Annotated in this window: 11 protein-coding genes; all 11 read left to right on the forward strand. The window is 71.8% G+C overall.

What is annotated here, in order from left to right; all coding sequences use genetic code 11:
- Nucleotides 1–68 precede the first annotated feature (68 nt).
- The 11 genes from FPZ12_RS17285 to FPZ12_RS17335 all read left to right on the forward strand — a co-directional run bounded on the left by FPZ12_RS17285 (nucleotide 69) and on the right by FPZ12_RS17335 (nucleotide 13,070).
- A complete protein-coding gene (locus FPZ12_RS17285) occupies nucleotides 69–1,361 on the forward strand; it encodes a dihydroorotase (RefSeq protein ID WP_144749653.1) in 1,293 nt (430 codons plus the stop codon).
- Nucleotides 1,361–1,861, forward strand: coding sequence for a PH-like domain-containing protein (locus FPZ12_RS17290; RefSeq protein ID WP_144749655.1), 501 nt, complete (start codon nucleotides 1,361–1,363; stop codon nucleotides 1,859–1,861). The genes FPZ12_RS17285 and FPZ12_RS17290 overlap by 1 nt, the downstream gene beginning before the upstream one ends.
- The gene (gene carA, locus FPZ12_RS17295) at nucleotides 1,858–2,982 is read left to right on the forward strand and encodes a glutamine-hydrolyzing carbamoyl-phosphate synthase small subunit (RefSeq protein WP_144749657.1); all 1,125 of its coding nucleotides are present in this window, start codon (nucleotides 1,858–1,860) and stop codon (nucleotides 2,980–2,982) included. The genes FPZ12_RS17290 and carA overlap by 4 nt, the downstream gene beginning before the upstream one ends.
- Entirely contained in the window at nucleotides 2,982–6,305 is a 3,324-nt protein-coding gene (carB, locus tag FPZ12_RS17300) for a carbamoyl-phosphate synthase large subunit (RefSeq protein WP_144749659.1), read from the forward strand. Before carA ends, carB begins: the two co-directional genes overlap by 1 nt.
- The gene (gene pyrF / locus FPZ12_RS17305) at nucleotides 6,302–7,141 is read left to right on the forward strand and encodes an orotidine-5'-phosphate decarboxylase (protein ID WP_144749661.1); all 840 of its coding nucleotides are present in this window, start codon (nucleotides 6,302–6,304) and stop codon (nucleotides 7,139–7,141) included. Before carB ends, pyrF begins: the two co-directional genes overlap by 4 nt.
- 159 nt (nucleotides 7,142–7,300) lie before the next feature.
- Nucleotides 7,301–7,618, forward strand: a complete 318-nt coding sequence (gene mihF, locus FPZ12_RS17310; protein ID WP_144749663.1) for an integration host factor, actinobacterial type — start codon at nucleotides 7,301–7,303, stop codon at nucleotides 7,616–7,618.
- Entirely contained in the window at nucleotides 7,615–8,277 is a 663-nt protein-coding gene (gmk, locus tag FPZ12_RS17315) for a guanylate kinase (RefSeq protein WP_144749665.1), read from the forward strand. Before mihF ends, gmk begins: the two co-directional genes overlap by 4 nt.
- A complete protein-coding gene (rpoZ, locus tag FPZ12_RS17320) occupies nucleotides 8,274–8,546 on the forward strand; it encodes a DNA-directed RNA polymerase subunit omega (RefSeq protein ID WP_091507578.1) in 273 nt (90 codons plus the stop codon). Before gmk ends, rpoZ begins: the two co-directional genes overlap by 4 nt.
- Complete coding sequence (gene coaBC / locus FPZ12_RS17325; protein ID WP_144749667.1) at nucleotides 8,539–9,762, forward strand: bifunctional phosphopantothenoylcysteine decarboxylase/phosphopantothenate--cysteine ligase CoaBC; 1,224 nt, start codon at nucleotides 8,539–8,541, stop codon at nucleotides 9,760–9,762. Before rpoZ ends, coaBC begins: the two co-directional genes overlap by 8 nt.
- 85 nt (nucleotides 9,763–9,847) lie before the next feature.
- Nucleotides 9,848–11,029, forward strand: coding sequence for a methionine adenosyltransferase (metK, locus tag FPZ12_RS17330; RefSeq protein ID WP_144749711.1), 1,182 nt, complete (start codon nucleotides 9,848–9,850; stop codon nucleotides 11,027–11,029).
- Complete coding sequence (locus FPZ12_RS17335) at nucleotides 11,022–13,070, forward strand: primosomal protein N' (RefSeq protein ID WP_144749669.1); 2,049 nt, start codon at nucleotides 11,022–11,024, stop codon at nucleotides 13,068–13,070. Before metK ends, FPZ12_RS17335 begins: the two co-directional genes overlap by 8 nt.
- Nucleotides 13,071–13,221 lie beyond the last annotated feature (151 nt).

Consider the following 13,221-nt stretch of genomic DNA (forward strand, 5'->3'; position numbering starts at 1 on the left):
CTTGCGAGTGAACAATTCCATACAGCAGCGGCCGCTCGCGGGCTCGACGAGCGAAGCGAGGAGTGCGCGTGAGCGACCGGGTATTGATCAAGGGCGCCCGGCTTTACGGCGAAGGCGAACCGGTGGATGTCCTGGTTTCGAACGGGATCATCGCCGAAATCGGTTCGCCCGCGGTTTCCGGCGACACCGAGGTGGTCGAAGCGGGCGGCCAGGTGCTGCTGCCCGGTTTCGTCGATCTCCACACCCACCTGCGCGAGCCCGGCCGTGAGGACGCCGAAACCGTGGAAAGCGGTTCGGCCGCCGCGGCGCTGGGCGGCTACACCGCGGTGTTCGCGATGGCCAACACCGATCCGGTGGCCGACAACTCGGTCGTCGTCGAGCACGTGTGGCGCCGGGGGAGGGAAGCCGGGCTGGTCGACGTGCATCCGGTCGGCGCGGTCACCGTCGGGCTCAAGGGCGAGCAGCTCGCCGAGCTGGGCACGATGGCGAAATCGGCCGCGAACGTCCGGATTTTCTCCGACGACGGGCACTGCGTCGACGACCCGCTGATCATGCGGCGGGCGCTGGAGTACTCGACGGCGCTGGGCGTCGTCATCGCGCAGCACGCGGAAGAGCCGCGGCTCACCGTCGGCGCGCAGGCGAACGAAGGCGAGCGCGCCTCCCGGCTCGGCTACGCGGGCTGGCCCGCTTCGGCGGAAGAGTCGATCGTGGCCCGGGACTGCCTGCTCGCCCAGCACGCCGGGGCGCGGCTGCACGTCTGCCACGTGTCCACCGCGGGGACCGCGGACGTGCTGAGCTGGGCGAAGGACCGGGGCACCCGGGTCTCCGCCGAGGTCACCCCGCACCACCTGCTGCTCACCGACGACCGGCTGGAGACCTACGACCCGGTCAACAAGGTCAACCCGCCGCTGCGCACCGGGGGCGACGCCGCCCGCCTGCGGGCCGCGCTGGCCGAGGGCGTGATCGACTGCGTCGCCACCGACCACGCCCCGCATCCGGTGCAGGACAAGGACTGCGAATGGGCGGTCGCCAAACCGGGCATGCTCGGCCTGCAGACCGCGCTGTCCGTGGTCGCCGAGACGATGGTCCGCACGGGGCTGCTGGACTGGCGCGGCGTGGCGCGGGTCATGAGCGAGCGGCCCGCCGAGATCGCCGGGCTGCCCGACCACGGCCGTCCGCTGGAGACGGGGGAGCCGGCCAACCTGGTGCTGGTCGACCCGGACGCGGAGTGGACGGTGCGCGGCGCCGAGCTGGCGAGTATCGCCGCGAACACCCCGTACGAGGGCATGCGGCTGCCGGGCGTGGTGACACTCACGCTGTTGCGCGGGCGGATCACCGCGCGTGAAGGGAAGATTGGGTAATGGAGCGCTTCATTCTCGTCCTGGTCGTCCTCGCCTTCTTCCTGCTCGCGGTGTGGGGGATGCGCGTGGGCTGGCGGCGCAAGGCGCGTTCGCAGAGCGCGCGCGTCGCGCCCTTCCCGCAGCTGCCCGAGGAGCCGGGTGAGGTGGAGTTCGAGGCCAAGGGCCTCTACGTGAGCACGACCACCGCGGGGAACTGGCAGGACAGGATCGTCACCCGCGGCATGGGCCTGCGCGGGCGCGCGGTGCTGCGCCGGTACGCGGGCGGGATCGAGGTCGACCGGGCCGGCGCGCCCGGCTTCTGGATCCCGGAAGAGTCCATTGTGGACATCAAACGGGGCAGCGCGATCGCCGGGAAGGTGATGGGCTCGGACAGCCTGCTCATCCTCACCTGGCGCCTCGGCGAAGTGGAGCTGGACACCGGGTTCCGGGGGGACGACCACGGCGTCTATCCACAGTGGATGGAAAGCTTGACCCACAAGAGCAAGGGAGGGGCCCAGTGAGCACGCGTACACCCGCGGCGCTGGTGCTGGAGGACGGCCGCGTGTTCCGCGGCTCGGCGTACGGCGCGCAGGGGCGCACGCTCGGCGAGGCGGTGTTCTGCACCGGCATGACCGGCTACCAGGAGACGCTGACCGACCCGTCATACCACCGCCAGATCGTGGTGCAGACGGCGCCGCAGATCGGCAACACCGGCTGGAACGACGAGGACGACGAGTCGGCCCGGATCTGGGTTTCCGGTTACGTCGTGCGCGATCCCGCGCGCACCCCCTCGAACTGGCGCTCGCGCCGGGGCCTCGACGACGAGCTGGCCCGCCAGGGCGTGGTCGGCATCGCCGGGATCGACACCCGCACCCTCACCCGGCATCTGCGCGAGCGGGGCGCGATGCGCGCCGGGGTGTTCTCCGGGGACGCGCTCGCCGCCGAAGAGGCGATGGTGGCCGAGGTGCTCGCGAGCCCGCCGATGAAGGGCGCGGACCTGGCGGGCGAGGTCACCACGGCCCAGCCGTACGTGGTCGCGGCCGAGGGGGAGCGGCGCTTCCGCGTCGCGGCGCTGGACCTGGGCATCAAGTCCAACACGCCCCGGCAGATGAGCCGCCGCGGCATCGAGCTGCACGTGCTGCCCTCGTCGAGCACGATCGAGGACATCCTGGCGGTCGAGCCGGACGGGGTGTTCCTGTCCAACGGCCCCGGCGACCCGGAGACCCAGGCGCACGCGGTCGCGCTGACCGAGGAGACGCTGCGCCGCGAGATCCCGCTGTTCGGCATCTGCTTCGGCAACCAGATCCTCGGCCGCGCGCTGGGGCTGGGCACGTACAAGATGCGCTACGGCCACCGCGGCATCAACATCCCGGTGATCGACACCGACACCGGCCGCGTCGCGATCACGGCGCAGAACCACGGGTTCGCGCTGGAAGGCGAACCGGGCCAGGTCTTCGACTCGCCGTTCGGCGCCGCGAAGGTCAGCCACTACTGCCCGAACGACGGCACCGTCGAGGGCGTGCGCTGCGCCGACGTGCCCGCGTTCTCGGTGCAGTACCACCCCGAAGCGGCCGCCGGCCCGCACGACGCCGCGCCGCTGTTCGACGAATTCGCCGCACTGATGGAGAAGAAGAGCCAGTAATGCCGAAGCGGACAGACATCGAGCACGTTCTCGTCATCGGCTCCGGCCCGATCGTCATCGGGCAGGCCGCGGAGTTCGACTACTCCGGCACCCAGGCCTGCCGCGTGCTGCGCGAGGAGGGCCTGCGGGTCAGCCTGGTGAACTCGAACCCGGCCACGATCATGACCGACCCGGAGTTCGCCGACTCCACCTACATCGAGCCGGTCACCGCCGACTTCGTGGAGAAGGTCATCGCGGCCGAGCGCCCCGACGCGATCCTGGCCACCCTCGGCGGGCAGACCGCGCTGAACACCGCGGTCGCCCTGCACGAGCGCGGGGTGCTGGAGAAGTACCAGGTCGAGCTGATCGGCGCGGACATCGACGCCATCCAGCGCGGCGAGGACCGCCAGAAGTTCAAGGACATCGTGCGGACCATCGGCGGCGAGGTGCCGCGCAGCAAGGTCTGCCATTCGATGGACGAGGTGCGCGAGACGGTCGCGGACCTGGGCCTGCCGGTCGTCATCCGCCCGTCGTTCACGATGGGCGGGCTCGGCTCGGGCATGGCGCACACCGACGAGGAGCTGGAGCGGCTCGCCTCGGTGGGGCTGAGCGAATCCCCGGTCACCGAGGTGCTGATCGAGGAGAGCGTGCTCGGCTGGAAGGAGTACGAGCTCGAGCTGATGCGCGACCGGCACGACAACGTCGTGGTGGTCTGCTCGATCGAGAACGTGGACGCGATGGGCGTGCACACCGGCGACTCGGTCACCGTGGCCCCGTCGATGACGCTGACCGACCGCGAGTACCAGCACATGCGCGACGTGGGCATCGCCGTGCTGCGCGAGGTCGGGGTCGACACCGGCGGCTGCAACATCCAGTTCGCGATCAACCCCGCCGACGGCCGGATGGTCGTCATCGAGATGAACCCCCGCGTGTCCCGCTCGTCGGCGCTGGCCTCGAAGGCCACCGGGTTCCCGATCGCCAAGATCGCCGCGAAGCTCGCCATCGGCTACACCCTCGACGAGATCCGCAACGACATCACCGGCGAGACCCCGGCCTCCTTCGAGCCGTCGCTGGACTACGTCGTGGTGAAGGTGCCGCGGTTCGCCTTCGAGAAGTTCCCCGGGGCCGACCCGACGCTGACCACCACGATGAAGTCGGTCGGCGAGGCGATGGCACTGGGCCGCAGCTTCCCCGAGGCGCTGGGCAAGGCCATGCGCTCCATCGACACCAAGGCGGCCGGGTTCTGGACGCGGCCCGACCCCGAGGGCGCGACGCTGGAGAACACCCTCGAAGCGATGCGCACCCCGCACGACGGCCGGCTCTACGCGGTCGAGCGGGCGCTGCGGCTGGGCGCGACGGTGCAGCAGGTGCACGAGGCGAGCGGGCTCGACCCGTGGTTCATCGACCAGATCGCGCTGATCGGCGAGGTCGGCGCCGAGGTGCGGGACGCGCCGGTGCTCGACGCCGATCTGCTGCGCGAAGCGAAGCGCACCGGTCTGTCGGACAAGCAGATCGCCGCGCTGCGCCCGGAGCTGGCCGGTGAGGACGGGGTGCGCGCGCTGCGGCACCGCCTCGGCGTGCGGCCCGTGTTCAAGACCGTCGACACCTGCGCGGCGGAGTTCGCCGCGCGGACGCCGTACCACTACTCGGCCTACGAGGCCGATCCCGCCGCGGAGTCCGAGGTGACCGCGCAGCCGGACAAGCCGAAGGTGCTCATCCTCGGCTCCGGGCCGAACCGGATCGGCCAGGGCATCGAGTTCGACTACTCCTGCGTGCACGCGGCGATCGCGTTGCGGGACGCCGGGTTCGAGGCCGTGATGGTCAACTGCAACCCGGAAACCGTGTCCACCGACTACGACACCTCCGACCGCCTGTACTTCGAGCCGCTGACGTTCGAGGACGTGCTCGAAGTCGTCTACGCGGAGCAGAACTCGGGCACCGTGGCGGGCGTGATCGTGCAGCTGGGCGGGCAGACCCCGCTCGGGCTGGCCAAGCGGCTCGCGGACGCGGGCGTGCCGATCGTGGGCACGTCCCCGGACGCGATCAACCTGGCCGAGGACCGCGGCGCGTTCGGCGAGGTGCTCGGCGACGCCGGGCTGCCCGCGCCGGCGTACGGCACGGCGACGTCCTTCGAGGGCGCCAAGCGGATCGCCGACGAGATCGGCTACCCGGTGCTGGTGCGCCCGTCCTACGTGCTGGGCGGCCGGGGCATGGAGATCGTCTACGACGAGCCCTCGCTGGAGGGCTACATCCAGCGCGCCACCGAGGTCACCCCCGAGCACCCGGTGCTGGTGGACCGCTTCCTCGACGACGCGATCGAGATCGACGTGGACGCGCTGTTCGACGGCGAGGAGCTGTTCCTCGGCGGCGTCATGGAGCACATCGAGGAGGCCGGGATCCACTCCGGCGACTCCTCGTGCGCGCTGCCGCCGATCACCCTGGGCCGCCAGGACGTGGAGACCGTGCGCGCCTCCACCGAGGCCATCGCGCGCGGCGTCGGCGTGCGCGGGCTGCTGAACGTCCAGTACGCGCTCAAGGACGACGTGCTCTACGTGCTGGAGGCCAACCCGCGCGCCTCGCGCACGGTGCCCTTCGTCTCGAAGGCCACCGGCGTGCAGCTGGCGAAGGCGGCCTCGCTGATCATGACCGGCTCCAGCATCGCGGACCTGCGCGCCCGCGGCGTGCTGCCCGCCGAGGGCGACGGCGGGCACCTGCCCGCGGACTCCCCGGTGGCGGTCAAAGAGGCCGTGCTGCCCTTCCACCGCTTCCGCACCCCGGAGGGCAAGGGCGTGGACTCGCTGCTCGGGCCGGAGATGAAGTCGACCGGCGAGGTGATGGGCGTGGACACCTCCTTCGGCGAGGCGTTCGCGAAGTCCCAGGCCGGGGCGTACGGCTCGCTGCCGACCTCGGGCAAGGTGTTCGTCTCGGTGGCCAACCGCGACAAGCGGGCGCTGGTGTTCCCGGTGAAGCGGCTGGCGGACCTCGGGTTCGAGATCCTCGCCACGTCCGGCACGGCGGAAGTGCTGCGCCGCAACGGGGTCGCCTGCACCGAGGTGCGCAAGCACAGCGAGGACGCGGCGGGCTCGGCCGTGCCGGGGCCGAACATCGTGGAGATCATCCTCGACGGCGGCGTCAACATGGTGATCAACACCCCGTACGGCAACAGCGGTCCCCGCATCGACGGCTACGAGATCCGCACCGCCGCGGTTTCGCGCGACATCCCGTGCGTCACCACGGTGCAGGGCGCGGCGGCCGCGGTGCACGGGATCGAGGCGCTCATCCGCGGCGACATCGGGGTGCGCTCGCTCCAGGACCTCCAGGCGGCGCTGCGGGCGAACTCGTGACTGGGCCGTTCGGCCCAAAGCTGAGCGCGAAGATTGCCGAACGCGGCAATCTTTGCGCCGGCATCGACCCGCACCCGGGGTTACTGGACGCATGGGGCCTCGAACGCACGGTGTCGGGGCTGGAAAAATTCGCCCTCTCCGCCACCGAGGTGCTGGCCGCCGAGGCCCCGGTGATCAAGCCCCAGTCGGCCTTCTTCGAGGCCTACGGGGCCCCTGGGATCGCCGTGCTGGAGCGCGTGATCGCGGGGGCCAGGGAGGCCGGGGCGCTCGTCCTGCTGGACGTGAAGCGGGGCGACATCGGCTCCACGATGGGCGCCTACACCACCGCGTATCTGAGTGGTGACACAGCGCTCGCCGCGGACGCCGTGACGGTCTCGCCGTACCTGGGGTTCGGATCGCTCGCACCGGCGATCGAAACGGCGCGGGCGAGCGGGCGGGGCGTGTTCGTGCTCGCCCGCACGTCCAACCCCGAGGCCGCGGAACTGCAGAAAGCCTTGCTGGGCAACGGAAAGACCGTCGCGCAGTCCATTGTGGACGAGGTGGCGGCCGTCAACGCGGGCGCCGGGCCGCTCGGGGACGTCGGCGTCGTCGTCGGGGCCACGGTGCCCCCGGGAGAGCTGGAACTGGGCGCCTTGAACGGGCCCATCCTGGCACCCGGTTTCGGGGCCCAGGGGGCGGGCGTGAGCGATCTTCGGGCGGTGTTCGGAACGGGACTGCCGGGCGTGCTCCCGGCTTCGTCGAGGGACCTGCTGCGGCACGGGCCGGACCCGCGGGCGCTGCGTGAGCAGGTGCGGCGGATCCGGTCTTCGTTGGCCGAATTGGAGTTCGGACAGTAACGCGCAGCGTTTCCGTTGAGGGTGGCGGTGGGTGACGGGAGGGCTAATATCAGGCCTGGCCATTCGAACTGACCGGCCACCCCCGCATTGTGGCCGGTGGCCCGGGGTGGGTACCGTCGCGTCACCCACCCGGAATTTTGAGTACTACGGAGGAAAAACGTGGCACTTCCCCAGCTGACTGAGGAACAGCGCAAGGCGGCGCTGGAGAAGGCCGCTGCCGCTCGACGTACCCGTGCCGAATTCAAGGAACGCCTCAAGCGGGGCGGCATCACCCTGACCGACGTGCTCAAGCAGGCCGACGAAAACGAGATCCTCGGCAAGATGAAGGTTTCGGCTCTGCTCGAGGCTCTCCCCGGCGTCGGCAAGGTGCGCGCGCAGCAGACGATGGAACGCCTGGAGATCGCGCCGAGCCGCCGGCTCCGCGGCCTTGGCGACCGGCAGCGCAAGGCGCTGCTGGCCGAGTTCAGCGGCGAGTGAGCGAGACGGGCAACGACCACGCGGTGGCGGCCGGCACCCCCGGCCGCACGCGGCACGGTGAGCCGGTTCCCGGGCGTCGGCCCAGGCGCCGGCTCACCGTCGTCTCGGGTCCTTCCGGGGTCGGCAAGTCCAGCGTGGTCTCGGAGCTGCGGAAGCTGGACCCGGAGATCTACTTCAGCGTTTCGGTGACCACCCGGGCTCCCCGGCCCGGCGAGGTCGACGGGGCGCACTACCACTTCGTCGACCGGGCCGTCTTCGACAAGATGGTGGCCGCGGGCGAGCTGCTGGAGCACGCGGAGTTCGCGGGCAACTGCTACGGCACCCCGCGCGAGCCGGTCGAGCGGGCGCTGGCCGAGGGCCGCCCCGCGGTGCTGGAGATCGAGCTGCAGGGCGCCCGGCAGGTCCGCCGGGCCATGCCCGGCGCGCGCCTGGTGATGCTGATGCCGCCGTCCTGGCAGGAACTGGTCGGCAGGCTGACCGGGCGCGGCACCGAGGAGGAGGCCGCGGTCAAGGCGCGGCTGGCCGAGGCGGAGCGCGAGCTGGCGGCCGCGGGGGAGTTCGACGCCCGCGTCGTCAACGCCGACGTGCGGGACGCCGCGGAGCAGTTGTTAAACTTGATGAACGCCGACTTCGAAACCATTCAGGAGCAGAACGAGTGACCGCAGCGCTGGGTATCCACGGTGAAGAGCTCGAGGGCATCACCAACCCGCCGATCGACGACCTGCTGGCGAAGGTCAGCTCCAAGTACGCGCTGGTGATCTACGCCGCCAAGCGCGCACGCCAGATCAACGACTACTACGCCCAGCTCGGCGAGGGCCTGCTGGAGTACGTCGGCCCGCTCGTCGAGCCGGGCCCGCGCGAGAAGCCGCTGTCCATCGCCCTGCGCGAGATCCACGGCGGCCTGCTCGAGCACACCGAAGGTGAGTGACAAGCCCCGCGTCGTCCTCGGCGTGGGTGGCGGCATCGCCGCCTACAAGGCTTGCGAGGTGCTGCGCGGGCTGACCGAATCCGGTCACGACGTCCGCGTGGTGCCCACCGAGGCCGCGCTGAACTTCGTCGGCGCGGCCACTTTCGAAGCGCTGTCGGGGCATCCGGTGCACACGGGCGTGTTCACCGAGGTGCCCGAGGTGCAGCACGTCCGCGTCGGCAAGGAAGCGGACCTCGTGCTGGTCGTGCCCGCCACGGCCGACCTGCTGGCCCGCGCCGCCCACGGCCGCGCGGACGACCTGCTGACCAGCACCCTGCTCACGGCGCGGTGTCCCGTCGCGTTCTTCCCGGCGATGCACACCGAGATGTGGGAGCACCCTGCCACCCGCGACAACGTGGCGCTGCTGCGCTCGCGCGGCGTGGTCGTCACCGAGCCCGCGGCGGGGCGCCTGACGGGCGTGGACACCGGCAAGGGGCGGCTCGCCGACCCGGCCGAGATCGTCGACCTGGCCCGGCTTCTGCTGGCGTCGCGGACCGCGCTCCCGCGTGATCTCGAGGGGCTGCGCGTCGTCGTGTCGGCGGGCGGCACTCGTGAGCCGCTGGACCCGGTGCGCTACCTGGGCAATCGGTCGTCGGGCAAGCAGGGGTACGCGATCGCGCGGGTGGCCGCGCAGCGCGGCGCGGAGGTCACGCTCGTCGCGGGGCACACGGCCGAGCTGCCGCCGCCCGCCGGAGTTGATCTTCGTCACGTTTCGACCGCGGCGCAGCTGCGGGACGCGATGCAGGAGCGCGCGCAGGACGCGGACGTGGTCGTGATGGCCGCCGCGGTGGCCGATTTCCGGCCCTCGGCCCGCGCCGAGTTCAAGATCAAGAAATCCGACGACGTCCCGGACCCGGTCGTCACGCTGACCCGGAACCCGGACATCCTGGCCGAACTGGTGCAGAAGAGGCGTGCGGGCCAGGCCATCGTCGGGTTCGCCGCCGAGACCGGGGACGAGCGCGGCTCGGTGCTCGACCACGGCCGCGCCAAACTCGCCCGCAAGGGCTGTGACCTGCTGGTCGTCAACTCGGTCGGGGAGGGTGGCGCCTTCGAGGCCGAGGACAACGCCGGCTGGCTGCTGGCCGCGGACGGGGCCGAACGGCCTATTCCGCGTGGGCCGAAAGCGCAGCTGGCGGCCACATTGTGGGATGCGGTGGCCGAGTTCATGCGCCGTTGACCGTCCGCTTAGGTTTAACTCAGTAGGCTGGCCAAGCCCATGGAGTTGAGGGGATGTGAGGTGCGTCGTGACCGAGACCCGCAGGCTGTTCACGTCGGAGTCGGTGACGGAAGGTCATCCCGACAAGATCTGCGACGCGATCAGTGACTCGATCCTGGACGCGTTGCTGACCAAGGATCCACGCAGCCGGGTCGCCGTGGAAACGCTGATCACCACCGGTCAGGTGCACGTTGCGGGCGAGGTGACCACCGAGGCCTACGCGGACATCCCGACCATCGTCCGGGAGCGGATCCTGGACATCGGCTACGACTCCTCGGCCAAGGGGTTCGACGGGAACTCCTGCGGCGTGAACGTCGCGATCGGCTCGCAGTCGCCGGACATCGCGCAGGGCGTGAACACCGCGTACGAGTCGCGGCTGGAGAACGCGCTCGACGAGATCGACAGGCAGGGCGCGGGCGACCAGGGCCTGATGTTCGGCTACGCGTGCAGTGACACGCCCGAGCTGATGCCGCTGCCGATCGCGCTGGCGCACCGGCTTTCCCAGCGGCTCACCCGGGTCCGCAAGGAGGGCGTGCTGCCCTACCTGCGCCCGGACGGCAAGACCCAGGTGACCATCGAGTACGCCGGTGAGCAGGCCGTGCGGCTGGACACCGTGGTGGTCTCCACCCAGCACGCCGAGGGCATCGACCTCGACTCGATGCTCGGCGTGGACATCCGCGAGCACGTGGTCGCCCCGGAACTGGACGGGCTCGACCTGGACTCCGCGGACGTGCGGCTGCTGGTCAACCCCACCGGCCGGTTCGTCATCGGCGGCCCGATGGGCGACGCCGGGCTGACCGGGCGCAAGATCATCGTCGACACCTACGGCGGGATGGCCCGGCACGGCGGCGGCGCGTTCTCGGGCAAGGACCCGTCGAAGGTGGACCGCTCCGCGGCGTACGCGATGCGCTGGGTGGCCAAGAACGTGGTGGCCGCGGGCCTGGCCACGCGGGTCGAGGTGCAGGTGGCGTACGCGATCGGCAAGGCGGCCCCGGTCGGGCTGTTCGTCGAGACCTTCGGCACCGAGACGGTGGACCCGTCGAAGATCCAGGGCGCCATCACCGAGGTGTTCGACCTGCGCCCGGCCGCGATCATCCGCGACCTGGACCTGCTCCGCCCCATCTACGCGCCCACGTCGGCGTACGGTCATTTCGGCCGGCCCGAGCTGAACCTGCCGTGGGAGAACACCGATCGCGCCGAAGCACTCCGTTCCGCCGCCGGTGCCTGACGGCGGGCACACGACACCCCTGTGGGACCTCCCCAAGCCGAAACCGGCGCCGGGGAAATCCCGGGCGCGCAAGGGACAGCAGAAAGCGGCGGCCGTCGACCCGATCGCCAGGATCGTGGTCGACGTGCCGCTGGCGCATCTGGACCGCACGTTCGACTACCAGGTACCGGACAAACTGGACGCCGACGCGGTTCCCGGCGCCCGCGTGCGGGTGCGCTTCGCCGGGCAGCTCGTCGACGGGTTCCTGATCGAACGCGCCGGCACCACCGAGCACACGGGGCGGCTGGCGTTCCTGGAACGGGTCACCTCCAGCGAGCCCGTGCTCGGCCCGAAGCTGGCCACGCTGGCCAGGACGGTCGCCGAACGCTACGGCGGCACGATGATCGACGTGCTGCGGCTGGCGATCCCGCCGCGGCACGCGAAGGCGGAAGCCGAGCCGGCGAGGCCGCGCGCGGAGGTGTCGGCGGCGCCTGAGGCCGCGGCCTGGTCCCGGTATCAGCGGGGCGCGGCGTTCCTGGAAGCGTTGCGTGGCAAGAAACAGGCGCACGCGGTGTGGCAGGCGCTGCCGGGCGAAGACTGGCCGCGGCGGCTGGCGGAAGCGGCGGCGGTCGTGGCGGCCGGGGGGCGTGGCGCCGTGCTGGTGGTCCCGGATCAGCGGGACCTCGCGCGGGTGCACGCCGCGTGCGTGGAGCTGGCCGGTGAGGACGCCGTGGTCGGGTTGTCCGCGGACCTCGGCCCGGCGGAGCGGTACCGGCGGTGGCTGGCGGTCTCACGGGGCTCGGCGCCGATCGTGGTCGGCACGCGGGCGTCGATGTTCGCGCCGGTGGCCGATCCGGGCCTGTTCGTGGTCTGGGACGACGGGGACGATCTGCACGTCGACCCGCATATGCCCTATCCGCAGGTGCGGGACGTGCTCATCCTGCGGGCGCACGCGGAGCGGGCCTCGATGCTGGTGGCCGGGTTCGCGCGCACGGCCGAAGCGCAGCTGCTCGTCGAGTCGGGGTGGGCGCATCCGGTGGTGGCGGCGCGCGAAGAGCTGCGGCGCGCGGCGCCCCGTGTCACGCCGGTCGGCGAGGATTTCGATGTGGCGCGCGACGAAGCGGCGCGCGCGGCCCGGTTGCCGTCGGTGGCGTTCGAGGCCGCGCGGCAGGCGCTGGGCGGTGGGGCGCCGGTGCTCGTGCAGGTGCCGCGGCGGGGTTACGTCCCGGCGCTGGCGTGCGCGCATTGCCGGGCGCCGGCGCACTGTCGTCGTTGCGCGGGGCCGTTGGCGCTGACCGGTTCCGGGGCGCCGAGCTGCCGCTGGTGCGGTTCCCCCGAGGGCGGTTTCCGTTGTGCCACTTGCGGTTCTCAGCGGTTGCGGGCGGTCGTGGTCGGCTCGAAGCGGACGGCGGAGGAGCTCGGCCGCGCGTTCCCCGGGTTCGCGGTGCGGACGTCGGGCGCGCAGGAGGTGTTGTCCACGGTGCCGGGCAAACCGGCGCTGGTGGTGTGCACGCCGGGCGCCGAGCCGGTGGCCGAAGGCGGCTACGGCGCGGCGTTGCTGCTGGACGGCTGGGCGTTGCTGGGCCGGCAGGATCTGCGGGCGGCGGAAGAGACTTTGCGGCGCTGGATGGCCGCGGCGGCGCTGGTGCGCCCCGCGACGGCGGGCGGCCGGATCGTGGTGGGCGCCGAAGCCGGGCTGACGCCGGTGCAGGCGCTGGTGCGCTGGGACCCCGCGTGGCACGCCGAACGCGAACTGGCGGAGCGGCGCGAACTGGGTTTCCCGCCCGCGGTGCGGATGGCGAGCCTCGAAGGCACGCCCGAAGCCGTCGCGGCGTTGCTCGACGAGCTGGCGCTGCCCGGCTCCGGTGAGGTCCTGGGCCCGGTCCCGCTCGGCGAGATGGACGACGACGGCCGCACGGACCGGGAGCGCGCGCTGGTGCGCGTCCCCCGCGCCGAAGGCCGCGCCCTGGCGAACGTCCTGGCCACGGCCCAAGCGCGACGCGTAGCCCGCAAGGAAGCAGAACCGGTGCGCATCCAGCTGGATCCGCTGGAGCTGATCTAGCGCCCGGTGGCGCCGCATGGCCGGAGACCCGAGCCCGTTGGCAAACAGCTCGCCCCCTGGAGCTGATCTAGCTTCCGGCGCGAGACGCAGCGAACCGCCCGTGGCTGACGATCCGAAGCGAGCCGCGCCGCTGCCCGGGAACCACCGCGCT

The sequence above is a fragment of the Amycolatopsis acidicola genome (genome assembly GCF_007713735.2).
Lineage (GTDB): Bacteria > Actinomycetota > Actinomycetes > Mycobacteriales > Pseudonocardiaceae > Amycolatopsis_E > Amycolatopsis_E acidicola.

Bases quoted from the DNA above. Each gene is read 5' to 3' on its own strand.
- carB (WP_144749659.1), top strand. From the start codon at position 2,982: ATGCCGAAGCGGACAGACATCGAGCACGTTCTCGTCATCGGCTCCGGC.
- FPZ12_RS17290 (WP_144749655.1), top strand. From the start codon at position 1,361: ATGGAGCGCTTCATTCTCGTCCTGGTCGTCCTCGCCTTCTTCCTGCTC.